The organism is Corynebacterium genitalium ATCC 33030, assembly GCF_000143825.1.
Classification (GTDB): Bacteria; Actinomycetota; Actinomycetes; order Mycobacteriales; family Mycobacteriaceae; genus Corynebacterium; species Corynebacterium genitalium.
In genome coordinates, this window is sequence record NZ_CM000961.1 from 559,584 (window position 1) to 586,480 (window position 26,897).

The 26,897-nt window shown below is 63.0% G+C and carries 21 protein-coding genes and 1 pseudogene; 15 read left to right on the forward strand and 7 right to left on the reverse strand.

All coding sequences use genetic code 11. From position 1 onward, the window contains the following. Positions 1-20 precede the first annotated feature (20 nt). From HMPREF0291_RS02675 to crgA, 7 genes are read left to right on the forward strand one after another with little or no spacing between them, the layout of a single operon-like run. Positions 21-467 (forward strand): FHA domain-containing protein FhaB/FipA, encoded by a 447-nt coding sequence (locus HMPREF0291_RS02675; RefSeq protein ID WP_005287548.1) that lies wholly within the window; start codon positions 21-23, stop codon positions 465-467. Continuing rightward, on the forward strand, positions 464-1,867 hold the full coding sequence (locus HMPREF0291_RS02680; RefSeq protein ID WP_005287550.1) for a PP2C family protein-serine/threonine phosphatase: 1,404 nt from the start codon (positions 464-466) through the stop codon (positions 1,865-1,867). Before HMPREF0291_RS02675 ends, HMPREF0291_RS02680 begins: the two co-directional genes overlap by 4 nt. Further along, positions 1,868-3,205: an FtsW/RodA/SpoVE family cell cycle protein gene (locus tag HMPREF0291_RS02685; protein WP_005287553.1), complete on the forward strand. Its 1,338-nt coding sequence runs from the start codon at positions 1,868-1,870 to the stop codon at positions 3,203-3,205. Beyond that, a complete protein-coding gene (locus HMPREF0291_RS02690) occupies positions 3,202-4,656 on the forward strand; it encodes a penicillin-binding transpeptidase domain-containing protein (RefSeq protein ID WP_005287555.1) in 1,455 nt (484 codons plus the stop codon). Before HMPREF0291_RS02685 ends, HMPREF0291_RS02690 begins: the two co-directional genes overlap by 4 nt. Next, a complete protein-coding gene (locus tag HMPREF0291_RS02695; protein WP_005287557.1) occupies positions 4,656-6,107 on the forward strand; it encodes a serine/threonine-protein kinase in 1,452 nt (483 codons plus the stop codon). Before HMPREF0291_RS02690 ends, HMPREF0291_RS02695 begins: the two co-directional genes overlap by 1 nt. A gap of 15 nt (positions 6,108-6,122) precedes the next feature. Continuing rightward, on the forward strand, positions 6,123-8,030 hold the full coding sequence (pknB, locus tag HMPREF0291_RS02700) for a Stk1 family PASTA domain-containing Ser/Thr kinase (protein ID WP_005287560.1): 1,908 nt from the start codon (positions 6,123-6,125) through the stop codon (positions 8,028-8,030). A 40-nt stretch (positions 8,031-8,070) separates the two neighbouring features. Continuing rightward, the gene (gene crgA, locus HMPREF0291_RS02705) at positions 8,071-8,349 is read left to right on the forward strand and encodes a cell division protein CrgA (RefSeq protein ID WP_005287563.1); all 279 of its coding nucleotides are present in this window, start codon (positions 8,071-8,073) and stop codon (positions 8,347-8,349) included. Between the two features lie 397 nt (positions 8,350-8,746). Here the strand turns inward: crgA and HMPREF0291_RS02710 are convergent, their stop codons facing one another. The 3 genes from HMPREF0291_RS02710 to HMPREF0291_RS02720 all read right to left on the reverse strand — a co-directional run bounded on the left by HMPREF0291_RS02710 (position 8,747) and on the right by HMPREF0291_RS02720 (position 11,392). Next, positions 8,747-10,141, reverse strand: a complete 1,395-nt coding sequence (locus HMPREF0291_RS02710; RefSeq protein WP_040424047.1) for an NAD-dependent succinate-semialdehyde dehydrogenase — start codon at positions 10,139-10,141, stop codon at positions 8,747-8,749. Positions 10,142-10,210: 69 nt separating this feature from the next. After that, entirely contained in the window at positions 10,211-10,858 is a 648-nt protein-coding gene (locus HMPREF0291_RS02715; protein WP_005287568.1) for a rhomboid family intramembrane serine protease, read from the reverse strand. After that, positions 10,859-11,392 carry a peptidylprolyl isomerase gene (locus HMPREF0291_RS02720; RefSeq protein WP_040424050.1) on the reverse strand — a complete coding sequence of 178 codons (534 nt, stop codon included), beginning with the start codon at positions 11,390-11,392 and terminating at the stop codon, positions 10,859-10,861. A 123-nt stretch (positions 11,393-11,515) separates the two neighbouring features. Between HMPREF0291_RS02720 and HMPREF0291_RS02725 the strand changes: the two genes are divergently transcribed. From HMPREF0291_RS02725 to HMPREF0291_RS02735, 3 genes and pseudogenes are all read left to right on the forward strand, one after another. Continuing rightward, a complete protein-coding gene (locus HMPREF0291_RS02725) occupies positions 11,516-12,343 on the forward strand; it encodes a MetQ/NlpA family ABC transporter substrate-binding protein (RefSeq protein WP_005287575.1) in 828 nt (275 codons plus the stop codon). Positions 12,344-12,357: 14 nt separating this feature from the next. Further along, a pseudogene (locus HMPREF0291_RS02730) lies at positions 12,358-13,104 on the forward strand (methionine ABC transporter ATP-binding protein); the annotation flags it as partial. Positions 13,105-13,174: 70 nt separating this feature from the next. After that, the gene (locus HMPREF0291_RS02735) at positions 13,175-13,861 is read left to right on the forward strand and encodes a methionine ABC transporter permease (RefSeq protein ID WP_005287582.1); all 687 of its coding nucleotides are present in this window, start codon (positions 13,175-13,177) and stop codon (positions 13,859-13,861) included. A 96-nt stretch (positions 13,862-13,957) separates the two neighbouring features. Here HMPREF0291_RS02735 and HMPREF0291_RS02740 read toward each other — a convergent pair whose 3' ends face one another. After that, complete coding sequence (locus HMPREF0291_RS02740) at positions 13,958-15,430, reverse strand: helix-turn-helix domain-containing protein (protein WP_005287585.1); 1,473 nt, start codon at positions 15,428-15,430, stop codon at positions 13,958-13,960. A gap of 123 nt (positions 15,431-15,553) precedes the next feature. On the opposite strand from HMPREF0291_RS02740, the gene gabT reads away from it, so the two are divergent. Genes gabT through HMPREF0291_RS02765 form a run of 5 tightly spaced genes read left to right on the forward strand, consistent with a single transcriptional unit; the run spans position 15,554 to position 22,109 of the window. Then, positions 15,554-16,864: a 4-aminobutyrate--2-oxoglutarate transaminase gene (gene gabT / locus HMPREF0291_RS02745; RefSeq protein ID WP_005287586.1), complete on the forward strand. Its 1,311-nt coding sequence runs from the start codon at positions 15,554-15,556 to the stop codon at positions 16,862-16,864. A 37-nt stretch (positions 16,865-16,901) separates the two neighbouring features. Continuing rightward, positions 16,902-18,359: an NAD-dependent succinate-semialdehyde dehydrogenase gene (locus tag HMPREF0291_RS02750; protein ID WP_005287589.1), complete on the forward strand. Its 1,458-nt coding sequence runs from the start codon at positions 16,902-16,904 to the stop codon at positions 18,357-18,359. A 46-nt stretch (positions 18,360-18,405) separates the two neighbouring features. Next, the gene (locus tag HMPREF0291_RS02755; protein WP_005287593.1) at positions 18,406-19,644 is read left to right on the forward strand and encodes a YkvI family membrane protein; all 1,239 of its coding nucleotides are present in this window, start codon (positions 18,406-18,408) and stop codon (positions 19,642-19,644) included. Between the two features lie 18 nt (positions 19,645-19,662). Then, positions 19,663-20,838 carry a CaiB/BaiF CoA transferase family protein gene (locus HMPREF0291_RS02760; protein ID WP_005287596.1) on the forward strand — a complete coding sequence of 392 codons (1,176 nt, stop codon included), beginning with the start codon at positions 19,663-19,665 and terminating at the stop codon, positions 20,836-20,838. 44 nt (positions 20,839-20,882) lie between these two features. Next, a complete protein-coding gene (locus HMPREF0291_RS02765; RefSeq protein ID WP_005287600.1) occupies positions 20,883-22,109 on the forward strand; it encodes an acyl-CoA dehydrogenase family protein in 1,227 nt (408 codons plus the stop codon). A gap of 170 nt (positions 22,110-22,279) precedes the next feature. On the opposite strand, the gene HMPREF0291_RS11475 is transcribed toward HMPREF0291_RS02765, so the two are convergent. The 3 genes from HMPREF0291_RS11475 to HMPREF0291_RS02780 form a co-directional block, all read right to left on the reverse strand. Further along, complete coding sequence (locus HMPREF0291_RS11475) at positions 22,280-23,185, reverse strand: Abi family protein (protein ID WP_005287603.1); 906 nt, start codon at positions 23,183-23,185, stop codon at positions 22,280-22,282. Positions 23,186-23,665: 480 nt separating this feature from the next. Next, complete coding sequence (metE, locus tag HMPREF0291_RS02775; protein WP_005287604.1) at positions 23,666-25,918, reverse strand: 5-methyltetrahydropteroyltriglutamate--homocysteine S-methyltransferase; 2,253 nt, start codon at positions 25,916-25,918, stop codon at positions 23,666-23,668. Positions 25,919-25,927: 9 nt separating this feature from the next. Continuing rightward, positions 25,928-26,845, reverse strand: a complete 918-nt coding sequence (locus HMPREF0291_RS02780; protein ID WP_005287606.1) for a methylenetetrahydrofolate reductase — start codon at positions 26,843-26,845, stop codon at positions 25,928-25,930. Positions 26,846-26,897: the final 52 nt, after the last annotated feature.

A 26,897-nucleotide genomic window follows, 5' to 3' on the forward strand; every position in this document is an offset into this window, starting at 1 on the left:
ACGTGCTAGATACTGCATTGATGCTTGGTGCCCGCTTCGGGCTCCTGATCTTGTTGTGGGCTTTCATCATGGCGGTGCTCGCCGCGCAGCGCCGCGACATCAAGGCCGCGGCTTCGGCGCAGCGCCGCCCACGTTCGGCAGCTGCCCCGGCACCGGCGCCCATGCGCAGGGAAAAGGCCCGCGAGGTTGTCGTGGTTGAGGGCCCGCTGCAGGGCTCCCACATGGAAATTTCCACGCTGGAAGAACTCTCACTGGGCCGTGCGGACAACAACGATTTCGTGCTCGGGGACGACTTTGCATCCTCGCGCCACGCGCGGTTGTTCCGCCGCGGGTCTGAATGGTTCGTCGAGGACTTGGATTCCCGTAACGGCACATTTGTCGACGGTATCCGGATTGACCAGCCTGAACGCGTCCAGGTGGGCACGGACATCAAGATGGGGCGCACGATTGTGAGGTTGATGCCATGAGCACGCTGAAACTCAACTTCGTCGCTGTGTCTGACCGCGGGCTTGTGCGCGGAAACAACGAAGATTCCGCTTACGCCGGCCCGCACTTGCTGTTGCTTGCCGACGGCATGGGCGGCCACGCCGCCGGTGAAGTCGCCTCCCAGCTCATGGTCCAGCACATGGAGCACCTCGACCGCGACCCGGGCGACGCCGACATTCTGGCGTTGCTCGGCGCGGCGGCTGATGACGCGAACGCGTCGATCAAGGCGTCCATCAGTAAGCACCCTGAGCAAGAAGGCATGGGCACGACCCTGACCGCGCTGATGTTCAACGGTGTCCAGCTGGGGTTGATCCACGTCGGTGACTCGCGCGGATACCGCCTGCGGGGCGGTGAGCTGACACAGATCACTGTCGACGACACATTCGTCCAGTCGCTCGTTGAACAGGGCAAACTCAACGCCGAAGACGTTTCCTCGCACCCGCAGAAGTCGCTCATTCTCAAGGCGTACACCGGCCGTCCGGTCGAGCCGCATTTGGAGCTTATCGACGCCCACGCCGGCGACCGCTACCTGCTGTGTTCCGACGGGCTGTCCGACCCGGTGACGCACTCCACCATTGAGACCACCTTGGGAGAAGGCTCCCCCGCCGAGGCCGCGCAACGCCTCGTCGAACTGGCGCTGCGCTCGGGAGGGCCGGACAACATCACTGTTGTAGTGGCCGATGTTATCGACACGGATGATCCGGAGTCCCCCGACGTGCCCACCGCACCTGCGATGGCCGGTGCGTTGGTGCAGGCAGAAGATCCCACCCATCCGGATACGTCCGCGAGTAGGGCGGCGAAGTTGGTGCGGCCGCAGAATAAGACGTCGACAAGCGAAACGCGCGCCACCCACGACACCCCGGAACCCGATGACGACGAGGAGGATCACCAGCGGCGCTCGGCGTGGCCGATAGTCATTGGCGTGTTGCTCGTCGCCCTGCTGGGGCTGGGCGGCATGTGGTGGTACGACAACGCCAAGCAGTCGTCGTACTTCGTCACTGCGAACGACGCAGATGAAATCATCATCGAGCAGGGCTTCCAAACCAGCGTTTTCGGCCGCGACCTGCATGAACCTGTGCAGAAGGTGTGCATTAACGACGAGAACCAGATCCGGCTCGTCGACACGGGCTCTGTCCCGAACGACTGCCAGCTGTTCACGGTCAGCGACTTGCCCGATTCCACCCGTGAACGCGTGGACAACCTGGGCAGCGGCTCGTATGCCGAGGTCACCGAGCAAGTCAACCGCTTGGCCGAGGACGCGTTGCCTGTCTGCGTCGATGAGGCAGCGGCCGAAGATGCTCAAGCTGCTGAAGACGCGGACAACGAGGGGGCCGATGCTGAGCCGGAAACCCCCGCTGAGGCCTGTAGGGAGGTGAAGTAGATGCGCCAGCTGTTTTCCCGCGGCAGGGAAATGACCCTGCTGATCATGTCGGCGGCGTTGCTGCTGCTCATGCTCGTGGGCTTGGAACTCTCCCAGGGTAAAGCGCTCACCGTCGACATGCTCTGGCTCGTCGGCGGTTTCATCGGCGTCTACGCGATCGCACACGTGGCCATGTGTTATGCCGCACCGCACGCCGACCAGATGATGCTGCCGCTGGCGGCGACGTTGAACGCGATCGGTCTGGTGTTCATCTACCGCATCGATATCGCGAAGGATGCGCACCTGACGGAACGGCAGGTCATCTGGTCTCTCGTGGGTGTGGTTCTACTGGTGGGCACACTGCTGATCGTGCGTGACCACCGCCAGCTGACGCGTTTTTCCTACCTGCTGGGTCTGCTCGGACTGTTCCTGTTGGCTCTGCCACTGGTATGGCCGCAGCCCCCGGACGCGGAGGCGCGCATTTGGATCTGGCTGGGTCCGTTCTCCATCCAGCCGGGTGAGTTCTCCAAGATCCTCCTGCTGCTCTTCTTCGCCCAACTTTTGGCGCAAAAAAGGTCCCTATTCACCGTGGCCGGGTATCGCTTCTTGGGGTTGACTTTCCCGCGCCTGCGCGACTTGGCTCCAATCCTCATGGTCTGGGCGATCGCGATCCTCATCATGGCGATGTCCAACGACTTCGGTCCGGCACTGCTGCTTTTTGCCACCGTGCTGGGCATGGTGTACTTCGCCACTGGCCGGACGAGCTGGCTATTCATTGGTTCTGGTTTGGTGGCCATCGGCGGGTTCACTGTTTATCAGATGTCTGAAAAGATCCAGGACCGCGTGGCCAACTTGATTGACCCGCTGGCTAACTACGACACCTTCGGTTTCCAGCCCTCCCAGGCCCTGTTCGGCCTGAGCTGGGGCGGCATCACCGGTACGGGCCTGGGCTTCGGTCACCCCGACATGGTTCCGGTCGCGCACTCGGACTACATCCTCGCCGCTATCGGTGAGGAGCTCGGCCTGGTGGGCTTGAGCGCCGTGTTGATCATCTTCGCCATCTTGATCACCCGCGGTTTCCGCACCGCCTTGGCCGTGCGCGACACCTACGGCAAGCTGGTCGCCTCCGGGCTCGCACTGACCATCGCCGTGCAGATCTTCGTGGTCACCGGCGGTGTGTCCAACATGCTGCCCATGACGGGTCTGACCACGCCGTTCATGTCGGCTGGTGGTTCCGCCATCATGGCGAACTACATCCTGCTGGGACTGCTGCTGCGCATCTCCAACAACGCGAACCGCCCGGCTGGTGAGTCGTCTGGTGCTGCTTCTGAGGAGCGTCAACTGGAGGGGGCGCGATGAATAAAACGATTCGAATTGGCGCGATTGGCTCGCTGCTGCTCATCGTGATGCTGCTGGTCAACCTCACCTGGGTGCAAGCATTCACTGAGGACAGGTACGCACGCAACCCTTTGAATTCACGCAACTTTGTGGAAGCCAAAATGGTGGAGCGCGGCCAGATCAGCGCAGGCGGCGAGATTCTCGCCGAGTCCCACCAGAACAGCGAGGGTTTCTACGACCGCAGCTACCCCAACATGCCGTACTCGTTTGGCCCGGTGATCGGCTACGTGTCGGACCGCTACGGCGTGGCTGGGCTCGAGGCCGGGTTCAACGAAGAACTCAACGGCGAATCGCGCGCGTCCGGCAGCCGCTTCCTGCGGACGAACAAGGAGAACCGAGTTGGCGATTCCATCGAGCTCACCTTTGATCCGCAGATGCAGGCCGCGGCTTACGACCAGCTGGAGTCTCGTGGATACAACGGTGCGGTGGTGGCGCTGCGGCCGTCGACAGGCGAAGTGCTCGCGATGGCGTCGAACCCGTCCTATGACCCGAACTCGATTGTGAACCCCGACACCGCAGATTCCGCGTGGCAGGCTGTCAACGAGGATCCGGGTAAACCGCTGCTCAACCAAGCTGCGCAGGAGCAGTTGCCGCCGGGGTCCATCTTCAAGATCATCACCACGGCCGCCGGTTTGCGCGCGGGCTACACGCCTGATTCGCAGTTGACGGCCGAAGCTGCCATCACCCTGCCGGGCACGGAGGTGCAGCTGACCAACTACGGCGGCAAGGCCTGCGGCGGCGGCGGTGGAGAGACGTCGCTCACCCAGGCGTTCACCCTGTCATGCAACACGGCATTCGTGGAGATGGCCACTGAGATCGGCGACGAACCGATGCGCGAGATGGCCACCGCGTTCGGCGTGGGCCAGAACTACGATCTGGGCCTGCCCAACGCGGCTGGTTCCCTCGGTGAGCTGGAGGATCTGGCTGCGGTGGGCATGTCTGCGATCGGTCAGCGCGACGTCACCATGACCGCGCTGCAGGCCGCAGTCATGGCAGGCACGGTGGCTAACGACGGCAAACGCATGGACCCCTATGTGGTTTCCCGCGTCGTCGCGCCCAACATGAAGACCGTGAGCGAAACCCGCCCCCACCAGGCAGCGGAAGCCATCAGCGCCGATGAAGCTGAGACGCTGACAGGTCTGATGTACTCCTCCGAGCGCAACACCGCCGGGTACAACGGCAACGGCTACGCATCCAAGACGGGTACCGCCGAGCACGGCGAGGGACTTGCACCGCACACCTGGTACGTCGCCTTCGACCCGGACAAGGATGTCGCCGTGGCTGTCGTGGTCAAGGACGGCGGCGGCATGGGCCAGAGCGCTACTGGTGGACTGGTCTCCGCCCCGATCGGCCGCGCCATCCTGGGGGTGGCGGCGGCACCGAACACCGATGACACTGGAGGTGCACAGTAATGCACACTGATAACCGCGCCGAGCTGCAAGAGCTCATCGGCCCCGATTACCAGCTCCAATGGATTATCGGGCACGGCGGCATGTCCACCGTTTGGCTTGCCGACGACACCACCCGCGACCGCGAAGTCGCCGTGAAGGTCCTGCGACCCGAGTTCTCCGCTAACGAAGAGTTCTTGAGCCGTTTCCGGAACGAGGCGAATGCCGCTGAGGGCATCAACTCCGAGAATGTCGTGGCTACCTACGACTACCGTGAGGTGCCCACGCGCGAGGGCTACCCGATGTGCTTCATCGTCATGGAGTACATCCGGGGCGAGTCCTTGGCGGACCTCATTGTCCGCGAGGGTCAACTCACCGAGGCAATGGCCCTCGACGTGCTCGAGCAGGCCGCCCACGGTCTCTCCGTGATCCACCGGATGGGCTTGGTCCACCGCGACATCAAGCCGGGCAACCTGATGATCACTCAGAACGGCAAGGTGAAGATCACCGACTTCGGCATTGCCAAGGCCGCTTCCGCCGTGCCGCTGACGCGCACCGGCATGGTCGTGGGCACTGCCCAGTACGTCTCCCCAGAGCAGGCGCAGGGCCTGCCGGTCACCGCCGCATCGGATATTTACTCCCTCGGCGTCGTCGGGTACGAACTCCTCTCGGGCCGCCGCCCCTTCACCGGTGACTCCTCCGTTTCCGTGGCGCTGGCGCACGTCTCCAACGAGGCACCTCCGCTGTCGACGTCGATTTCGGCGCCGGCGCGCGAACTGATCGGCATCGCCATGCGCAAAGACCCCGCGACGCGCTTTGCCGACGGTTCCGAGTTCCAGAACGCCATTGCCGACGCCCGCAACGGCCAGCGCCCGGTGACCAAAAACACCCGCGCGGTCTCTTCTCCCTCCCCGCAGGAGTCCACCGCGCAGCTCGCCGCCGTCACCGAGGCGACCACGATCCAACCCGAAACGGGCCCGGCTCCGAGCTACCAGCCGGACTACCCGCAGGATTACCCGGAGTTGTCGGAGCACCAGACGCCTGCTGTCGATGCGGAGCCGAAGAAGCGTTCCGGTGGCTTCGGCACCGGTGTGCTCATCGCGCTGGTGGTGCTGCTTCTCGGGCTCGGTGCATTCTGGGCCTACGCATCGGGGCTTTTTGACGGCATTAGCGGCGGTGGCGAAGAGACTTCCTCGAGCACGTCGAGCACCACGGTGACTACAGAGACCATCGAGACGACTGTCGAAGAAACCACGGAGCAGACCACCCCCAGCTCCGAACCGGAGGAGACACAGCAGAGCACCCAGGAAGAACCGTCGACCATTTACAATTCCCCAGAACCGTCGACGCCGCAGACCAGCCGCGCAGAACAACCCGCACCGCAGCCCACCCGCGAAGAGCCGCCTGCACCGCAACCGGAAAGTCCCGTCCCGCCAGCCCCGGAATTGCCGGAACTGCCGAACCCATTCGAATAAGGAGCCTTGATCAACATGACTCTCATTGGGGACCGCTATCAACTGGGTTACACCATCGGCACCGGCGGTATGTCCGACGTCTACGTGGCCACGGATACGCTGCTCGGCCGCGAGGTCGCGGTCAAGATGCTCAAGCTCGACATGGCGCGCGACGAGAACTTCCGGGAGCGTTTCCGCCGGGAGGCCCAGAACTCCGCGCGGCTCAACCACCCCAATATCGTCTCGGTGTACGACACGGGCGAGACGCTTATCGGCGACACCTCCATCCCGTACATCGTCATGGAACGCGTCCAGGGACGAAACCTGCGGGACATTGTCCACGGCGACGGCCCACTCGCGCCCGAGCAAGCCGCCTCGTTGTTACTGCCCGTCACTCACGCGTTGGCCGCCAGCCATGAGGCCGGCATCATCCACCGCGACGTCAAGCCCGCTAACATCATGGTGACTAGCACCGGCGAAGTGAAGGTCATGGACTTCGGCATCGCACGCGCCCTGGATGATTCCACCGCGGCGATGACCCAGACCTCTGCCGTCATCGGCACCGCCCAGTACCTCTCCCCCGAGCAGGCGCGCGGCAAGACCGCCGACGGCCGCAGCGACGTCTACGCCCTCGGGTGTGTGATGTACGAGACCGTCACCGGTGCCCCGCCGTTTGAAGGTGAAACTCCCTTCGCCGTTGCTTACCAGCACGTGCAGGAAGATCCGCAGCCGCCGAGCGCACGCATCTCAGGCTTGAGCGAGACTGAGGCGATCAACGTCGACTCCGTCATCCTCACGGCCATGGCCAAGCACCCGGCCGACCGCTACCAGACCGCCATGGAGATGGCCGAAGACCTACAGCGTCTCCAGCGCGGCGCGGTGACCAACGCTGCCCGGAATCACCTGGCGGAGCGACAGGATGAGACTACGGCGGTGGTGCCGTCGGAAAGCAGGTATGCGCAGCACCGCCAGGAAACGAAAAAGAAGAATTCGGGCATGAAGGTGGCCGCGCTGCTGCTCGCTGCGGTGATGCTGCTAGGCGGTGGCGCGTACGTATACAACAAGGTCCGTGGCGACGGCGAAGAGCAAGCCGCTGCCGAGATGGTGACCGTGCCCAACGTCGTGGGCAAGAAGCGCGAAGAGGCAGTCAAGATTCTCGAGGATCTTGGCCTGCAAGTCACCGTGAATGAGGCACCGGATCCCGACGTTCCCCGCGGCGACGTGCTGGGCACCAACCCGACCGAAGGTTCGCAGTTGCAAAAGGGCACGAACGTCACGATCACGGTGTCCTCCGGCCGTGAGATCACCGATGTTCCCGACCTGGATGGCCTCACCCCGCAAGAAGCCGCGAAAACGCTCGAAGAAGCCGGCTTGAAACTTGACGACAACCTGAAGCGTGAAAGTTCCGACGACGTCCCCGACGGTCACATCATGGACCAGCAGCCGGTCGCCGGGTCCCAGCTGTCAAAGGGATCCAAGGTTTCCGTGACCGTCTCAAGTGGTCGCGAAACGGTCCAGGTGCCCTCGTTGACCGGCATGAATATCCAACAAGCCGAGTCCGTGCTGAACTCGCTCGGCCTGAAATCCACCAAGGTGGACGTTGATTCCTCAAAGCCAGAGGGCGAAGTCATCGCCGTCGCCGGAGAAGGCACCGACGTCGCCCGCGGCACCACCGTCGAGCTGCGTGTTTCCAACGGCATGCTCTTCGAACTGCCTAGCCTGGTGCACAAGACCAAGGATGAAGCCGAAACAGCCCTCCGCTCCTCCGGATGGACGGGCACCCTGAAGCAGGGCAACTTAGTAGACACCCCCGACCCAGCTGACCATGGCCACATCGCTGGCCACCGACCCGCCTCCGGCGAGGAGATCCGCAAGGACGCAGACATCACCGTCGACTACTGGAAGAACCCCGTCCTCGGCGGTATCGAGGACCTGGTCGGGTAGCTGGTAAAGTCACTGCTGAACTAACGAAAGGACGTACGTAATGCCCAAGGCAAAGGTCACGAAGGACACCGCCGCTACCCCGGTGACGACGACGTCCACCGGCGCCAACCGCACCCCCGTCAAGATCAACACCGGCGGCACGCCCATGTGGTACAAGATCCTGATGTTCGGGTTCATGGCCATCGGCCTGCTCTGGCTCGTGGTCAACTACCTCGCCGGCCCGCAGATCCCTGTCATGAACGAACTCGGTGCGTGGAACTACGCGATCGGCTTCGCAGGCTTGATCATCGGTCTGCTGATGACCATGGGGTGGCGTTAACGACCGCGCCATGCTCCCCGGCCCGTCGCCCAGCGCTGCACTCAGCGCTGGTTTTTTCATGCCCGCACACGGTCCACCTTGAGGTTGTGAAACGTGTGGAAATCCCGGTGTGTTGTGCACGGGTTTATCCCCAACTATCCCCACCGGGAAATCCCCAGGACGTGTTACACAGGCCTGTGCACAAACACTGTTGACAAAGCATGGAAAGAACAGGTCAGGGTTGCGAAAACGCCTTTTCCACAGGCTGTGCAAAGTGGTACGGAAGTGGCTTATGCACAGGATCTTCCACACCCTGTGGATAACTCGGCGGCAGCACATCACAGGGCACAAAAAACTAGCCCCGGCCGTCACGATGACGACCGGGGCTAGCGAGCTAAACGGAGTGCTGAAACCCGCCTTAGACTGCGGAGTCGGAGCCGGCGATGTAGTAGCGCTGCTTGTTCACGAACTCATCCATGCCCAGCGGCCCGAGCTCACGGCCCAGACCGGATGCCTTCACACCGCCGAACGGCAGCTCAGCACCACGGGCCTGCGGGATGTTCACGTGGATCATGCCGGTGTCGATCTTCGCCGCCACCTTCTTCGCACGCTCCTCATCCTCGGACATCACTGCGCCGCCGAGGCCGTAGCGGGAGTCATTGGCCAGCTCGATCGCTTCCTCCTCGGACGTGGCCTTGTACACCTCGGCGACCGGGCCGAAGAACTCCTCGTAGTAGGAGTCGCTGCCGACGGGAATGTCGGTGATCACGGCCGGGGTGATGTAGGCACCCTCGCCGGTGACCTCACCGCCGAGACGCAGGTTCGCACCTTCGTCAACGGCAACACGCAGCTGCTGGGAAAGCATCTCTGCAGCGTCGCGGGAGGACAGCGGGTAGTACTCGTTGCCCTCGCCCGGGTTCAGCGGGTCACCTTCGGTGTAGGACGATGCCAGGTCCACCAGGGCCTGCACGAACTCGTCGTAGATGTCCTCCATGACGATCATGCGCTTGTTCGCCGTGCATGCCTGGCCGACGTTGCCGACGCGCTTCTGCCACGCCGTTTCAGCTGCGGCCTTCACGTCGGAGGAGTCCAGCACCAGGTATGCGTCGGTGCCGCCGAGCTCGAGCACGCACTTCTTCAGTGCCTGGCCTGCCTGCGATGCGATGGCACGGCCAGCGGTCTCGGAACCCGTCAGGGACACGCCCTGCACGCGGTCATCCTCGATCATGGTGGAGATCTGGGAGTGCTGTGCGTACACGTTCGTGTACAGGCCCTTCGGGGCACCAGCCTCGTCGAAGATCTTCTCAATGGCCGCTGCGGAGCGCGGGCAGATTTCGGCGTGCTTGACCATCACAACGTTGCCGGCCATGAGCACCGGCGCTGCGAAGCGTGCGACCTGGTAGTAGGGGAAGTTCCAGGGCATGATGCCCACGATGATCCCGAGCGGGACCTTGCGGATGATGGAGGTGCCGCCCTGGTTGTTCGGAATCTCCTCGTCAGCGCCGAACTGTGCACCGTTGTCGGCGTAGTAGTTGAAGATGTCGACGACATCGTCGACCTCGCCGTCGCCCTCAAAAACGGACTTGCCCATTTCTTCTGCGATGATGTTGCACAGCTCGGCGCGCTTCTCGTCGAAAAGCGATGCGACCTTCCGCAGCACGTCGGCGCGCTCTTCGAAGCTCTTCTCGCGCCACTCCTTGAACGTGTCGTTCGCAGTGGTCAGTGCCTGCTCTAGTTCGTCGTCGGTGATGAAGTCGAAGCTCTCGACAATTTCATTGGTTTTCGGATTTTGTACGCGGAACTTTGTTGGCATGTCAGCCACTGTATGAGCGTTAGCGAATGTTCGCCATGATTTTCTTCACGCCCGGCTTGATCAGGCCTTTCACGCCAAGACAGGTGCTGCGATGGCCATGGCGGTGATTGCCAATGCGGCGGAAACACCCCACCACTGGGCCCGCGTTTCGCGCGCGGTGAGCGGCACAGCGATGAGCGCCCCAGTGACCATTCCGCCCAGGTGACCCCATAGGCTCACACCGGGCATGACCAGGGTGAACACGAGGTTGCCAGCGACGAGGACGAGTGGGGCGCGCAGGTCAGCTCGGTTGCGGGCGGCGATAGCCACCAGGATGGCCATCAAGCCGTAGAGCGCGCCGGACGCGCCAGCGGTCGGCTGGGCGAAGCCGAAGAACAACACGGCGGCTGACCCGCCGAGGATGCAGGCCAAGTACGCCGCTACGTATGGGCCGGTGCCCACAAACCGCTCCACCACCGGTCCGATGAACACGAGTACAAACAGGTTGACCACCAGGTGGGAGATGTCGACGTGCAGGAACCCCGACGTCAGGGCGCGAAGGTATCCAAAGGGGGTATCAACGACCAGGGGCCCGTAGAGGACGAAGGTCTGGCCGAGGCGTGAGGTCCAGATGACGTCGCTAAGCGACCGCGCGTCAAACGCGGCAACCGCGAAAACCCCCGCGCACAGCAACGCAATGACTGCTGTGGCGGGGGCGCCGTGAAGGAGTTTACGCACCTAGGCGACGGTGACGGACTCGATGACTACGTCGGACACCGGGCGGTCCATGCGGCCGGTCTGCACGTTGGAGATCTCGTCGACGACCTTCTGGGACGCCGGATCAGTGACCTCACCGAAGATGGTGTGGCGGTTGGTCAGGTGCGGGGTCGGGGCAACGGTGATGAAGAACTGGGAGCCGTTGGTGCCCGGGCCAGCGTTAGCCATGGCCAGCAGGTACGGGCGGTCGAAGGAAAGCTCCGGGTGGAACTCGTCGGCGAACTGAAAGCCCGGGCCGCCGGTGCCGGTGCCGGTCGGATCGCCGCCCTGGATCATGAAGCCCGGGATGATGCGGTGGAAGATTGCGCCGTCGTAGAACGGGCCGTCCGTGGTACCGGAGGCGTTCTTCGTGGAGTAATCCTGGGAACCGTCCGCCAGGCCGGTGATGGTCTGAACGGTCTTCGGCGCGTGGTTGCCAAACAGGTCAGCAACGATGTCGCCGTGGTTCGTGTGGAAGGTGATGGTCTGAGTCTTCTGAGTCATGCGAACCAGGATACGCGTCGGGGCGGACATCCGTGCCAGCACCAAGCTAGACAGATCTGTCTTGTTTAGGCATACCGTACGGTTTAGTATTAGCATTCAGCTACAGCACTTTTAGAAACGTGAAAGGACCCCAGAATGTTCAAGAAGATCGCTGCCGCCGTGGCAGCTGGCTCCCTCGTTCTTGGCCTCACCGCATGCGGCTCCAGCGAGAGCACCGATGCGGGCGACGACAAGACCATTCGCGTCGCAACCTCCCCGGGCCCGTACTCTGAGCTCTTCCAGGACGGTGTCGCACCCATCCTGGAGGAAGAGGGCTACACGGTCGACGTCCAGAACTTCACCGACCTCACCCAGGCCGACACCGCTCTCGCGGAGGGCTCCGCCGACCTCAACGTCGAGCAGCACACCGCGTGGATGAACGTGTTCAACGAGGAAAAGGGCGCAAACCTCACCTCCATCACCGAAGTTCCGACGGTGCCGGCGGGCCTGTACTCGGAGAAGCACAAGTCCCTGGACGAGGTCGCTGACGGCCAGACGGTCGGCATCCCGCTCGATGGCTCGAATAAGTCCCGCGCACTCCACGTGCTTGTCGACGCAGGCTGGATCACCCTCCGCGACGACGCCGACGAGACGTTGCTCGCAGAGTCGGACATCGATGAGAACCCGCACAACCTCGAAATCAAGCCGATGGACTCCGCGAACCTGTCGCGCTCCCTCCCGGATCTCGACTGGGCCGTCATCCCGGGCTCGATGAGCTACTCCGCCAAGCTCGACCCAAACCTGCAGGTCTTCCAGGAGGAACTGCGCCCTGAGCTGATCCTCGTCGCGGTCACTACCGAGGACAAGAAGGACGCTCCGTGGGCGAATGCTGTCGCTGAGGCGTACCGTTCCGACGAGTTCAAGGAGTTCTTCGACTCCCAGAACGAGAACGATTACTGGTTCCTGCCCGACTCTCTGAAGTAAGCGAACTGACTTCCATGACTGACGCTGTTGTATTCGACCATGTCGGAAGGGTGTTCCCGACGCGGGATAGCTCCTTCGCCGCCCTCGACGACATCAGTTTCACTGTCCCCGAAGGCAGTGTCACCGGTGTCGTGGGCACCTCGGGTGCCGGCAAATCCACGCTGATCCGGATGGTGAACGGACTGGAAACCCCGAGTTCCGGCGCCGTCACCGTGAACGGACAGCAGCCGGCTTCCTTGAGCACGTCCGAGCTGCGTGAGCTCCGCCGGAAAGTCGCCATGGTCTTCCAAAGCGTCAACCTCCTGGAAACGAAAACGGTCGCGGAGAATGTGGCCACCCCGTTGAAGCTGACCAAGACACCGAAGAGTGAGATCGAAAGCCGCACTGCTGAGGTGCTTGAGCTGGTCGGCCTCACCGACCGCGCCCAGCACAAGCCGCGGCAGCTCTCCGGCGGTCAGCGTCAGCGCGTGGGCATCGCCCGCGCGCTTGTCACGGAGCCCACAATGCTGCTTTGCGACGAGCCCACATCCGCCCTCGACCCCATCACCACCTCCCAGATCCTCGACCTGCTCCGCAATATCAACGAGGAACTCGGAGTGACGATTTTGATCATCACCCACCAGATCGACGTGATTGCCCGCTTGGCCGACAACGTGGCGGTGCTCTCCGAGGGCCGTCTTGTGGAATCCGGCCCAGTGGCACAGGTCTTCGCGGACCCGCAGCACGAACTGACCCAGAAATTCGTGGACACCGTAATCCCGCCCGAACTCGATGCCACCGCGCGTGAGGCTCTCTCCCGCGCACTGGTGAAGAATAGCGAGATGTAACAGCATGAATCAGCTCAATACGTGGTGGCGCGACACCACTGGCTCCCGCGTCACTCCGGAGATGTACCTCGACTCCTTCGGCGAGACCCTCTACATGGTCGGCATTTCTCTGTTCCTCGGCGCATTGTTGGGCATCCCGCTGGCGCTCGCCTTCGTGATCACCCGGCCGGGCGGTTTGAAGCCCAACAAGGTTGTCTACGGCGTTCTCAATGTGGTCGTGAACATCATCCGTTCGCTGCCGTTCATTATCCTGCTGGTGGCTATTTCTCCGTTCACCCGCGTGATCGCGGGAACCGCCATCGGCACCACCGCGGCGCTCGTCCCGCTGACCTTGTACATCGCCCCGTTCATCGCCCGCCTCATCGAGCAGTCCCTGCTGGAGGTCAACCCCGGCATCACCGAGGCTGCCGATTCCATGGGCGCCAGCCTCTTCCAGACCATCAGATACTTCCTCCTGCCAGAGGCGAAGTCGTCCATCATTCTCGCCGTCACCACGGCAACGATCGGCCTGATCTCCGCCACGGCGATGGCCGGCACGATCGGCGGCGGCGGCGTCGGCGACCTTGCTATCTCGTACGGCTACCAGCAGTTCGACTCGATCGCGATGCTCACGACGGTGGTGCTCCTGATCATCATCGTCCAGGCCATCCAGTCTGTGGGCAACACGCTCGCCCGTCGCGCGCGGGCGTAGAGAGGTAGTCATAGCTAAAGAGTCGAGGGTCTAGTGGATCTAGATTCCAGGAGCTAGATCCACCAGCGCCTCAGCACCCACCATCCCAGCACCCCCTCACCCCGCCCCGCCCTCGAACGCAGTCATGGCCAGGTAGGCCTCGCTGAAGTGGGCGGGGTTATGTAGGTCGATCTCGCACAGTTTCTCGATCTTGGCCATCCGGGTCCGCACGGTATGGCGGTGCACACCCAGAGCCTCGGCGGCCTCGCCCAGCCGCGCACCGTGACGAAGAAAAACGGCGAGGGTGGTCTCGTAATCTGTCCCGTAGGCGGCATCAAAGCTGATCAGCCGGCCGAAAATCTCTTCGCGTCTGGCCGCGAGCGCGTAGGCGACGGTGGGGTCGCGCAGCCACGGAAGCCCCGAATCATTGGCGCGAGCCACATCGCCAGGCCGCAGAGTCCGCGCTCTGGAGACGAGCTGATTCACGTGGTCCAGCGTCAGCCGGGCAAGCAGCACCGGTCCACCTGCAGCGATGCGCACGCGGCCGCGGTGCTCACCGAGGGTGCCGAGCACATCGCGCACGGTCACATCGGGGCGCACCACCATCAGGAAGGTCGTTTCATCGACCTCGAGGACATGTAGTAGCCGATCGCTTTTCGACGTCTCCCTGTCCAGCCGCTCCACCACCGCCTGCATCCCGCGGGGCGATTGCGCCGCGATGACGATCGGCCGGGTGAAGCCTTCCCGGTCGACTGGAGTGTCAACGGCACCGGAATAGAGCTCCCCCTCATCCGTGATGCCGAGGCGGATGCGCAGCGCGAAGGAATTGAGCTGGTTATGGATCCGCCGCAGGTGAGCCGGGCGCGATAAAAGGGTGGCTGCTAGGCCGGCGTAGTGGCGGATGAGAGACCGGTCTTGGTCTGTGAGCGTGCGTGTGGAGGTCACATCGACCGTGTACGGCCGACCGTCGGTGGCGGACGAGCTGATGCGGTAGGAGCTCGAGTAGGTCTTTTTCATCGCGTTGAAGGCCCGCGAGACTTGCTCGGCGATCAGAAGGCCGTTGGGGTCTTTGATGGTCACACGGGCCTCGAGGGTGGTGGCGGCATCGCGCGTGAGGGCTTTGACGTCGCCCGCGGTGGCGGTCTGCGTGAGCTTCTCCTGGGAGTGGAGCAGTTGCTGGTGCAGGTAAGCGCGCTTTTCCTGTTCGGCGGTGGAGCGGCGGTGCTGCTCTTCATGGACGGCGCTCAAAATCCGGGCGAACGGCACGGGCCGCGACACTTCGAACAGGCCCACGTTGTTCTCCCGCGCGGCGTCCACGACGGCATCTGGGATGCGTCCGAAGACGGTGCTGATGCCGAAGCCGACCGCCACGGTGCCCTGCTCCGCGAGATGCTCGACATGTCCGCGCAGGCCATCGGAGTTGTCACGGAATGCAGCGCCAACGGTGAGCACGAATGCTTCCTGCTGGATGAAAGACCCCGGGGTTTCCAGCTCGTTGATTTGCACGACGGTGAAAGAGGGCTTCGGCGGCGCGACAATCTCGGTCAAGCCGAGGTGTTGGCTATCGACGAGAAATGTGAAGGGAAACAACTCATAGTCTCCGTTCTGTATAAACTCACGTCTCTATTTCGCCACACTGTACATGACGCGGGTCACCTTCTTCGCTCCATACTGTTTTGTCAACAAATAGTTACCGGTTTTGAAGGAGTGATCATGCAGGACCTCACCTACCGCCTACCCCAGGAACGCCGCGTCACCAGCGCTCCAACTGACGGGGAGAACGCGCGCTTGAATGAACGCCGGGAAGAAGCCGTCGCTCGTGCAATGGCGCCGGGCCTGCCGCGCTACATCATCGACGGGGACGGGGGCGTGCTTATCGACGCCGACGGTAACTCCCTCATCGACTTCGCCTCCGGCATCGCGGTGACCTCGGTCGGTGTCTCCAATCCCCGGGTGTCTGCGGCGGTCGCAGACGCCGCGCAGAAATTCAGCCACACCTGCTTCCTCGTCACCGGTTACGAAGGATTCGTGGCTGTCTGCGAGAAGCTTAATGAGCTCACGCCGGGCGATTTCCCGAAGAAGACCGCGCTGTTCAACACCGGTGCGGAAGCAGTGGAGAACGCGGTGAAGATCGCCCGCGCCCACACCGGGAAATACGCGGTGGCCGCCTTCGATAACGCCTACCACGGGCGCACGAACTTCACGCTGGCCATGACAGCGAAGAATAAGCCGTACAAGGATGGTTTCGGGCCGTTCGCCTCGGATGTCCACCGCGTGCCCGCGTCGTACCCACTGCACGACGGGCTGACGGGCGAACAGGCGGCGGAGCGAACGATCCGCGTGCTCGAAACGCAGATCGGCGCGGACAACCTCTCCTGCGTGGTGCTTGAACCGATCCAAGGCGAGGGCGGATTCGTCGAACCAGCGAAAGGGTTCCTACCAGCGATCGTATCCTGGTGCCGTGAGAACAACGTCGTCTTCGTCGCCGACGAAGTCCAAGCTGGCCTGGCGCGCACAGGCGACATGTTCGCCTGTGACAACGAAGGAATCGAACCCGACCTGATCACCACAGCCAAGGCGATCGCAGGTGGCCTGCCTTTGTCTGCTGTGACCGGCCGCGCGGAGATCATGGACGCGCCCGGACCCGGCGCGCTCGGCGGCACCTACGCCGGAAATCCACTGGCCTGCGCCGCAGCGCTGGCAGTCTTCGAAGAAATCGAGGACAACGACCTGCGGAGCCGGGCGAAAGAGATCGAGTCGCTGATCCGGGCGCACCTCGAACCACTCGTGGATAAAGAGAAAGTGCGCGAAGTCCGTGGCCGCGGCGCCATGATCGCCCTCGAGTTGGACACCGGCGAACGCGCAACCGCCGCCGCCAACACATGCAAGGAGCAGGGCGTTGTGACGCTCACCTGCGGCACAGACGGCAACGTGATCCGCCTTCTCCCGCCGCTGGTCATCCCGGAGACTCTGCTCGTCGAGGGCCTAGAAATCCTCGTTGCCGCCGTCAAGAACACCTTCTAAGCACCGCACCACGCACACACCCAAGGAGTTGACCGACATGACACTGACCACCGATCAGCAGCTGCCGGATAACCTGCCACTGGATCCGCGCGCCGACACGTCTGCTCAGCGCGAATCGTTCACGGTGGTGAACCCGGCGACGGAGGAAGGGGTGGCAGAGGTCGCGGATACGCGTGCGGATGATTGGCTCGACGCGTTGACCCGCGCCGTAGATGCGCAAGAGAAGTTCAGCGCATTCACCCCGCGCCAGCGCGCCGATATCCTGCACGCAATCTACGAGGAAATCCTTGCGCGCGAGGATGATTTCGCGCGCACGATGACGATCGAGATGGGCAAGCCTCTCGCGGAGGCGCGCGGGGAAACGGCGAATACGGCGGACTATTTCCGCTGGTTCGGCGAGGAAGCGGTGCGAATTCCCGGCCGTTACGCCCAGTCGCCGTCCGGTGCCGGGGACATCGTCGTCTCGCGCGCGCCGGTGGGTCCGGTCCTAGCGATCACGCCGTGGAATTTCCCGCTCGCGATGGGTGCCCGCAAGATCGCGCCCGCGCTTGCGGCCGGCTGCCCGGTGCTGGTCAAGCCCGCCAGGGAGACTCCGCTATCGATGCTGCTGCTCGGCCAGGTCATGTGGGACGTGCTGGAGCGTTTCGACGCCCCGCGCGACCTCATCCACGTCCTCCCCAGCACGACGTCGAGCGAGCTGTCGGACACCCTGATGGCGGATGAACGCCTGCGGAAGATCACATTCACCGGCTCGACGAAGGTGGGCAAGATCCTCGTGAAACAGTCGTCGCAGCACCTGCAGCGCGCGTCGATGGAGCTCGGCGGCAACGCCCCGTTCGTCGTCGCGGAGGATGCCGATATGGACCTCGCGCTGAACTGCGCCATGCAGGCGAAACTGCGCAACGGCGGCGAGGTGTGCGTCGCTGCCAACCGCTTTATCGTGCACGAATCGATCGCCGCGGACTTCGCAGAACGACTCAGCAAGAAGATGGACAAGGTCGTCATGGGCAACGGGCTTGACGACGGCACCACCCTCGGCCCCATGATCACCGCCGCCCAACGCGACGGCATCCACGACCTGGTCACCGAGACCGTCGAAGCCGGTGCCACCGTCCACCGCGGCGGTGAGGTCCCGGACCGGAAGGGCTTCTTCTACCCGCCCACCGTGCTCAGCGGCATCCCCGACGGGGCGCGGATTTTGCGCGAGGAAATCTTCGGGCCGGTCGCGACAGTGACCACGTTCAGCACGCTCGACGAGGCGATCGAGAAGGCCAACGACACCGAATTCGGTCTCGCGGCCTACGCGTTTTCCGAGAACACGCACACCTGCAAGCGCTTCGCCAAAGAACTCGCCGCCGGGATGGTGGGAATCAACCGCGGCATGATCACCGACATCGCCGCCCCGTTCGGCGGCATCAAGCAATCCGGTTTCGGCCGCGAAGGCGGGACCGAGGGAATCGAGGAATGCCTGGACATCCGCTATATCGGCTTCTAAACGGCCGGATCCCCCCAGCAACTCCCGCATAGAGAAAGGTTCTTTCATGGGACTGAGAGTGTTCAATATCGCGATGGCATTTGTCGGCGTGCTCGTCGGCGCCAGCTTCGCTTCCGGCCGTGAGACATTGCAGTATTTTGTGGCCTTCGGCAACTGGGGTGTGCTCGGCGCGATCATTACGGCGCTGGCACTGGCGCTAACTGGCTTCGCCATGCTGCAGCTAGGCAGCTACCACCGCGCCACCGAGCACACGAGCGTGTTCGACGAGATCTCCGGTCCGATCGTGTCCAAGATCCTCGACGCCGCCACCCTGGTCTGCCTGTTCTGCATCGGTTTTTCCATGTTCGCCGGTGCGGGCGCCAACCTGAACCAGCAATTCGGGTGGCCGGAATGGGTCGGCGCAACCATCATGCTGGTCTTAGTGCTGCTCACCGGCCTGTTGGACGTGGAGAAGGTGACGGTGGCGATCGGTGCGCTGACCCCGCTGATCATCATCATGATCGGCATCGCCACGGTGTGGGCGATCATCAACGCCAACCCGGACTTCTCCAACCTGCACGAGCAGGCTACCCAGGTTCCGACGACACTGCCGAATTGGTGGGTGTCCGCGATCAACAGCATCGGCCTGCAAGTTATCGTCGGTGTGTCCATGGCGATCGTGATCGGCGGCAGTCTCTTCGACCCCCGCGAAGCGGGCCTCGGCGGCCTCGCCGGCGGCGCGTGCTTCCTTTTCCTGCTGGCCATGCTGGTCACCGCGCTGTACTTGAGCGTGGACACTGTAAAGGACCAGGAAATGCCCACCCTGGCGATGGTCACTGACATCCACCCCATCCTCGGCCTGGTCATGACAGTGGCCATCTACGGCATGGTCTACAACACCGCGATCGGCATGTTCTACGCCTTCGGCAAGCGCATTTCACGCAATAACCCGAAGCGCTTCTACCCCGTCTACGTCGTCACCGCGCTTGTCGGCTTCGTTCTCAGTTTCATCGGCTTCAGCAACCTCATCGGCTGGGTCTACCCCATCCTCGGCTACATGGGGATCCTCATCATGGTCATCATCGGCTGGGCCTGGTGGACGCACCGCCACGACCTGCGCAAGGAGATTTCCCTGCGCCGCGAGGCACGGCGCCTGTTCCGCCGCCACGGCAGCGCGGATGCTCTCCCCGCGGCGGACAGGAAGAAGCTCGAGGAATCCGCCCGCAAATCCAATATCGAAGACCACGAGTTCATTGGGGAGCTGGAGCAGGACCTGGAGTCGTCGATAAGCGAACAGCGAAACTAAAAAGGAGACCGTAAGAAAATGGCGCTACAGCAACCACAAGCCGGCCCCTTAAAAGGCATTGTCGTCGCGGATTTTTCGCGCGTGCTCGCTGGGCCGTATGCGACGATGCTGCTCGCGGACCTCGGCGCGACCGTGATCAAGGTCGAGGGGCCGAATGGCGACGACACCCGCGGGTGGGTGCCGCCGAAGCGCGGCGATGTGGGCACGTACTACCTGTCGATCAACCGCAACAAGAATTCCATCAAGCTCAATTTGAAGGACCCGGACGACCTGGACACGGCGTACGCGATCATTGACCGGGCGGACGTGCTGATCGACAATTTCCGTGTCGGCAGCCTTGATAAATTCGGGCTCGACCCAGAGACCGTGAGAAAACGGTGGCCGGAGCTCATTCACGCGAAAATCACGGGCTTCGGCTCGCGCGCTGGGGCGCAGCTTCCCGGCTACGACATGCTCATTCAAGCGTCCAGCGGGTTCATGTCCATGACGGGCTCGCCCGACGGCCCGCCGCAAAAAGCAGGCTACGCATTCATCGACGTCCTCACCGGGCTGCACACCACCGTCGGCATCCTCGCATCGCTCTTGCGCCGCGAACGATTCGGCGGCGGCGGGGAGACGATCCGCACCAACCTCCTGTCTGCGGCCCTGTCGTCCATGGTCAACATGACATCCGCCGCCGTCGCCTCCGACGCCGAGATGACCCGCACGGGCAACGACCACCCGTCGATCTTCCCGTACGGCCCCTTCCCCGCCAAGGACCGCGAGCTCGTCATCTGCGTCGGCAACAACAAGCAATTCGCAACGCTTGTCAACGGCCTCGGCTCCCCCGAGCTTGCCGACGATCCCCGCTTTGCCACCAACGAGCAGCGCAATGCCAACCGCGAGGAACTGCGCCCGATCCTCACCGAACTGCTCGCGTCGAAGAACGCCGACGAATGGATCGACCTGTTCCGCGCCAAGGGCCTTCCCATCGCACCCATCCTGTCGGTGCGTGAAGCCATCGGCTTCGCCGACGACCTCGAGCTCGAGCCCGTCGTCGAAATCACCACTAAGGACGGCACCGACCGCGTCCCCTTCGTCTCCAATCCCCTCGACATGAGCTCCGGCGGCATCACCTACACCAAGGCCGCCCCCGGCCTCGACGAAGATCGCGGCGACGTCCTCGAGTGGATCGCCCAAACTCCTGCCAAATAACCGCTTCCATCTCTTCAGCCTCTTCAACTTCCGAAAGGAACCTCATGACCTCCGCATCTCCCCTCGCCACCGACCTCATCAACTTCGACAGCCTGCTCTCCCGCGATGAAATCGAATGGCGCGACGATATCCGTTCCTTCGTCGAAAGCGAGATCAAACCCCACGTCGGCCAGTGGTACGAAGACGCCCACGTGCCCTTCGAACTCATCCCCCGCTTCGCTGAAAAAGGCATGATCGGCGCACACCTGTCCGGCTACGGCTGCCCCGGCCGCTCCGCCGTGGACTACGGCCTGGCCATGCTCGAGGTCGAAGCAGCTGACTCCGGCCTGCGCACCATCTTCTCCGTGCTCGGTTCGCTGGCTATGACCTCGATCCACCTCAACGGCACCGAGGAGCAGAAGGAGAAATACCTGCCCAAAATGGCTGCCGGCGAGCTTCTCGGCGCCTTCGGCCTGACAGAGCCCACCGCCGGTTCCGACCCCGCCTCCATGACCACCCGCGCCACCTACAAGCCCGGTGAAGGCTGGGTGCTCAACGGCGAGAAACGCTGGATCGGCCTGTCCCACTACGCCGACCTGACCATCATCTGGGCCAAGGTGTCCACCGCCGACCTCGAAGCCGCTGGTCTCGACGGGTTTCCGGAGGGCCGCGACGAGACCATCGCCGGCTTCATCGTGGAGAAGGACACCCCGGGCTTCGACCCCCAGCAGATCGACAAGAAACTGTCCATGCGTGTTTCCACCCAGGCACACATCTATATGAAGGACGCTCTTGTCGGCGAAGACAAGATCCTCTCGGGCCGCTTCGGCCTCAAAGCCCCGTTCATGTGTCTTAACGAGGCCCGCTACGGCATCGGCTGGGGTGTGCTCGGCGCCGCCCGCGACTCCATCGAATGCGCCCTCGCTTACGCCAAGGAGCGCACCCAGTTCGGCAAACCGCTCGCCGGTTTCCAGCTCACCCAGAAAAAGCTCGTCGACATGGCCGTTGGGCTGAACCAGGGCTACCTGCTGGCTCTGCACATCGGCCGCCAGAAAGACGCCGGCACCCTGGACATCTCCCAGATCTCCGTGGCCAAGCTCCAGAACACCCGCACCGCCATCGAGATCGCCCGCGAGGCCCGCACCATTCTCGGCGGCAACGGCGTGACCCACGACTACTCCCCCATCCGCCACGCCGCCAACCTCGAATCCGTGCGCACTTACGAGGGCACCGACGAGATGCACACCCTCATCCTCGGCCAGAAGATGACCGGCATCGGCGCGTTCGCGTAGGGGCCCGTGGTGGTGGCCCGTGGACTCGTGGATCTCGATTACCTAGTTACCGCAGCCACTAAATCTGACCTGGGGTTTTACCGGCGGTCAGTGGTGTGGATGTAATCGAGATCCACGCGGGTCCACTGGAGCGCACGGCCGGGGCCATCCTTCAGGAATCAAAAGAGCCCTTAAGAATTCTGCGGATCGGATATCCCTCGACGAAAAGCCGGCTTTCCAGCTGCAAGTTCTAGATACTCATCGAGGAAGCCCACACGCATGCCAGTGCGGAAAAGGAAGTTATCCAGGGCAACGATTGTCGCCATCACGGAGTTTGGTTCATAGGGTTCACCTAAGGTTCGTTCGGCCCGGTTCTTCGCACTCGTTGGCACTTTCGGCTGGTCAAGAACGAAACAATTCCACAAGCGTGATGAGTGAGCACACTTATTCCTCACAAAGGTGAAGGAACGCAGCTGGCTGGCAAGAAAAGGTTTACCAACCCCGAGGGTAGAACAAGTTTCTCCATACACAGCACCAGCGTCATTCCTGTAAGTGATCGCCTTAGAAAGCGTTCCCAACGAGAACGTTTCAACGGCCACCCACACCGGTACGTCTCTCAACCAGGCAGGACCCCTCCCAGCTGCATCTTTGCGGTATTTACTTATATACGGCTCCTTCGATCGTTGAAGCTCACTAGCAATCAGTTTGTGCGTCGGCTTCACTGAAGGATCTTTAGGCAGCTTGTAAGACGTGGACCTAAGGAAGCTTTCGTACGGACCATGTTTCGCGCCCTCACTCAGAGCGAACGCGGTTCGAGTAGAAATCTCAGCGAGTTGGATCCCGTCGAGCAGGAGAGACCTCAAGCGTGCATCCAATTCGTACAGATCGACGATTTCATCCCACGTAGCACCAGCAATGAATTCATCTTCACCATGCGCCAAGTCCTTTTGGAAATAGCGCATATAGCCAGAGAAACGGTAGTAGTTATTCCGTTCCAGGAAACGAGCGACGGCTTTCTCGGATGGGATGCTAAGTCCTCGATCCTTGATTTTCTCGACCTGCTCTTGGACCGACAGGTAGTCTTTCCGCCTGTTCACAGTGCTAAGAATAACAAGCCCCCCTCTCATATTGCGCTGTTCCGATGAGAAGCTTGGAGGGGGTCTCGATTGATTAAAATACTACCCAATCTGCACAAATAGAGCAATGCACTGCGTAGGTTTCGTTACATATTCAGCACCGACGAGATGCACACCCTGATCCTCGGCCAGAAGATGACCGGCATCGGCGCGTTCGCGTAGGGGCCCGTGGTGGTGGCCCGTGGACTCGTGGATCTCGATTACCTAGTTACCGCAGCCACTAAATCTGACCTGGGGTTTTACCGGCGGTCAGTGGTGTGGATGTAATCGAGATCCACGCGGGTCCACTGGAGCGCACGGCCGGGGCCTGGAGCCCCTTCTCCAAAACGACGGAAACCCCGGGAAACCATGTACACGGTTCCCGGGGTTAGCCGTTTGAAAGTGGTTGTAAGCCTCGGAGGCTCAGGGGCTCGGACCTTAGGGGCCTGGGACCTTCGAGTCTTAGAGGCCTCCGACGACCTCGTCGCGGGCGGCGACCATGTTGGCCAGGGCCGGTTCGACCTCGGCGTAGCCGCGCGTCTTCAGGCCGCAGTCCGGGTTGACCCAGAGGCGGTCGGTCGGAACGTTCTCCAGGGCGGCCTTGATGAGCTCGACCATCTCTTCCTTGGACGGGATGCGCGGGGAGTGGATGTCGTAGACACCCGGGCCGATCTCGGCATGGAAGGTCTCGTCGATGTCCTCGAGCAGCTCCATCTTGGAGCGTGCGGCCTCGATGGAGGTGACGTCGGCATCCAGGCCGGCGACGGCATCGATGATCTGGCCGAACTCGGAGTAGCAGAGGTGGGTGTGGATCTGCGTGGTCGGCTGCGCCTCCAGGGCGACGAGGCGGAAGGCGCGGACGGCCCAGTCGAGGTAGGCCGGGCGGTCGTCGGCACGCAGCGGCAGCAGCTCGCGCAGGGCGGGCTCGTCGATCTGGATGACGTTGATGCCGGCCTTCTCCAGGTCGGCGACCTCGTCGGCGAGAGCGACGCCGATCTGGTCGGCGGAGACGGACAGCGGCACGTCGTCACGCTTGAAGGACCAGGCCAGGATGGTCACCGGGCCGGTGAGCATGCCCTTGACCGGGTGGTCGGACAGGGACTGCGCGAAGGCGGACCACTCGGTGGTCATGGCCTCCGGGCGGGAGACGTCGCCGACAACGATCGGCGGACGGGTGCAGCGGGAGCCGTAGGACTGGACCCAGCCGTTCTCGGTGACCACGAAGCCGTCGAGAAGCTCAGCGAAGTACTGCACCATGTCGTTGCGCTCCGGCTCGCCGTGGACCAGGACGTCCAGGCCCAGGCGCTCTTGGAGCTCGATGACCTGCTTGACTTCCTGCTTCAGAGCCTCGGTGTACTGCTCATCGTTCAGCTCACCGTTTCGGTGCGCCGCACGTGCCTCACGGATCTCCTTGGTCTGCGGGAAGGAACCGATCGTGGTGGTCGGCAGCGCCGGCAGGCCGAGCTCCTTCTGTGCTTCCTTGCGCTCGGCGAACAGCGGCTGGCGCTGGACCTCGCCGGTCGGCAGGTCCTCAACACGCTTGACGACGTCCGCGTTGTGAATACGAGTGGACTCTGCACGCGTGCGGACAGCCCGGTCAGAACGGCCGAACGCCTCCGGTGCGTTGCCCTCGCCGGCAACGAGAGCTGTGATCTCTTCGATCTTCTCGTCGGCAAACGAGAGCCACGGTGCGACCTCGACTGGGATGTTCTTCTCGGCGTTCAGGGTGTGCGGCACGTGCTGCAGGGAGGTGGAGGTGGACACGTGCGGTGCGTCGGCGGTGCCGAGCTTGCCCAGGACCTCGACCTTTTCGCGTAGGTTAGCGGCCCAGACGTTGCGGCCGTCGATGAGGCCGGCAACGAGGGTGGTGCCATCCTGGACGGCTGCAGCGACACGCTGCGGGTAGTCCGGGTCAGCGTCAAGGGTCCACGGGGACAGGTCGACGTGGAGAGCCTCCGGCTTCACCGATGCCAGGGCGTTCAGGCCCTCGCGCAGCGAGCCGTACGGGGTGGTGATGTACACATTTGGACGCTGTTCAGCGTCCAAAAGACGGGACCAAGCGGACTGCGCGTACTTCGCCAGCTCAGCATCCGGGGTGGACAGGTCGGCGACCAGTGCGGGCTCTGCAACCTGGACCCACTCAGCGCCGGCTTCCTTGAGGGCGGCGAAGACCTGTGCGTAAGCGTCGACAAGCTTGTCCAGCAGCGACCACTCGACCGGCTTGGCCAGCGCGAGCAGGGTGATCGGGCCGACGAGTGCCGGGCGGACAGCGTGGCCAGCCTCGCCGGCTTCCTCAACCAGGCGGACAATGCGCTCCGGAGCCGGGGTGATGTCCTGGCCAGCCTCAACCTCAGGCACGAGGTAGTGGTAGTTGGTGTCGAACCACTTGGTCATCTCCAGCGGCACACGGGTGTCGTTGCCGCGGGCGAGAGCGAACTCCTCGTCCAGGTCGGTGCCGCCAGCGATCAGGCCGACGGTCAGGCCGGTCTCGAGCACCTGGTCGTAGTACGCGACATCCGCCGGGATGGCGTAGTCCTCGGTCAGACCGAGGTCGCGCAGGTGGTTGTAGGTGTCGATGCGCAGCGCGCGCGTCGTGGTGCGGAACGTGTCAGCGTCAATGCGGCCGGCCCAGTAGGACTCCAGCGCGCGCTTGAGCTCGCGGTTCGCACCGATGCGGGGGTAACCCTCGATCGTTGCCTTAGGGAAATTCGTCACAGTATCTCCTTAGTTGGTTGGTTTCTCAATGCCGAGCCTAGACAACAGGTCCTCGGTCACCGCCAGGTTGTTGTGGGTGTAGATGTGCAGACCGCCAACGCCGGCGTCGAGAAGCTTCTGCGTGAGCTCAACAGTGAGCTGCATGCCCGCCTCATACTCCTCCTCCGGCGTGCTGGCCGACGACAGCGCGTCAACCACGGTCTGCGGTACCTCAATCCCCGACAGCACGCCCATGCGCTCGACCCGCTTCAGGCTGGTCATAGGCATGATGCCGGGGATGAGGGGGATGCGCACGCCAGCCATGCGCGACTGCTCCGCGAACTGGAGGTAATCCTCTGCGGCGAAGAACAGCTGCGTGATGGCGAAGTCCGCGCCCAAGCGCTGCTTCGACAGCAGAACGTCCAGGTCGAGGTCCGGCGTCGGCGACTCCGCGTGGCCGGAGGGATAACACGCCACCGACAGGGCGAGCTTGCCCGCGGCGAGGCGGTACGCATTCTCCTCCTCGATCTCCTGGATGAGGGTGAGCAGCTGCGTCGCGTACTGCAGGTAGCCCTCCGGCAGGCTGGTCTCCCCCTCCGGGAGGTCACCGCGCAGGGCGAGGAATCCGCGCACACCAGAGTCGATTAGGCGGCGGATCCAGTCCGCCAGTTCCTCTTCCGTGCCCGCTGTGCAGGCCAGGTGAGCGATGGTCGGCAAGTTCGTCGACTCGGTCAGGCGCGCAATGAAGTCGGCCGTGCCCTCTAGCCAGCCCGAACGCCGTGAACTCGTCACAGCAATGTAGTCGGGTTTGTAGGCCGCCAGCCCCGAAACGAGGTCCTTCAGTTTGGCCTCATCAGCATCATGGCGCGGAGGGATGAGCTCGAAACTCAAAGCCGTGCGCGCAGGAGTGCGAGCCGGCTGTTCCAGTGCTTCATCGAGGGGATCCAAGGGCGCAGACGCCGACAGCCTCGACGAAAAATGTCCTTCAGACAACGAAGGA

Coding starts and splice junctions, on each gene's coding strand:
- HMPREF0291_RS02725 (WP_005287575.1), top strand. CDS start 11,516: ATGTTCAAGAAGATCGCTGCCGCCGTGGCAGCTGGCTCCCTCGTTCTT.
- crgA (WP_005287563.1), top strand. CDS start 8,071: ATGCCCAAGGCAAAGGTCACGAAGGACACCGCCGCTACCCCGGTGACG.
- HMPREF0291_RS02690 (WP_005287555.1), top strand. CDS start 3,202: ATGAATAAAACGATTCGAATTGGCGCGATTGGCTCGCTGCTGCTCATC.
- HMPREF0291_RS02710 (WP_040424047.1), bottom strand. CDS start 10,141: ATGCCAACAAAGTTCCGCGTACAAAATCCGAAAACCAATGAAATTGTC.
- HMPREF0291_RS02750 (WP_005287589.1), top strand. CDS start 16,902: ATGACACTGACCACCGATCAGCAGCTGCCGGATAACCTGCCACTGGAT.
- HMPREF0291_RS02685 (WP_005287553.1), top strand. CDS start 1,868: ATGCGCCAGCTGTTTTCCCGCGGCAGGGAAATGACCCTGCTGATCATG.
- HMPREF0291_RS02755 (WP_005287593.1), top strand. CDS start 18,406: ATGGGACTGAGAGTGTTCAATATCGCGATGGCATTTGTCGGCGTGCTC.
- gabT (WP_005287586.1), top strand. CDS start 15,554: ATGCAGGACCTCACCTACCGCCTACCCCAGGAACGCCGCGTCACCAGC.
- HMPREF0291_RS02760 (WP_005287596.1), top strand. CDS start 19,663: ATGGCGCTACAGCAACCACAAGCCGGCCCCTTAAAAGGCATTGTCGTC.
- HMPREF0291_RS02765 (WP_005287600.1), top strand. CDS start 20,883: ATGACCTCCGCATCTCCCCTCGCCACCGACCTCATCAACTTCGACAGC.
- HMPREF0291_RS02675 (WP_005287548.1), top strand. CDS start 21: ATGCTTGGTGCCCGCTTCGGGCTCCTGATCTTGTTGTGGGCTTTCATC.
- HMPREF0291_RS02680 (WP_005287550.1), top strand. CDS start 464: ATGAGCACGCTGAAACTCAACTTCGTCGCTGTGTCTGACCGCGGGCTT.
- HMPREF0291_RS02695 (WP_005287557.1), top strand. CDS start 4,656: ATGCACACTGATAACCGCGCCGAGCTGCAAGAGCTCATCGGCCCCGAT.
- HMPREF0291_RS02735 (WP_005287582.1), top strand. CDS start 13,175: ATGAATCAGCTCAATACGTGGTGGCGCGACACCACTGGCTCCCGCGTC.
- pknB (WP_005287560.1), top strand. CDS start 6,123: ATGACTCTCATTGGGGACCGCTATCAACTGGGTTACACCATCGGCACC.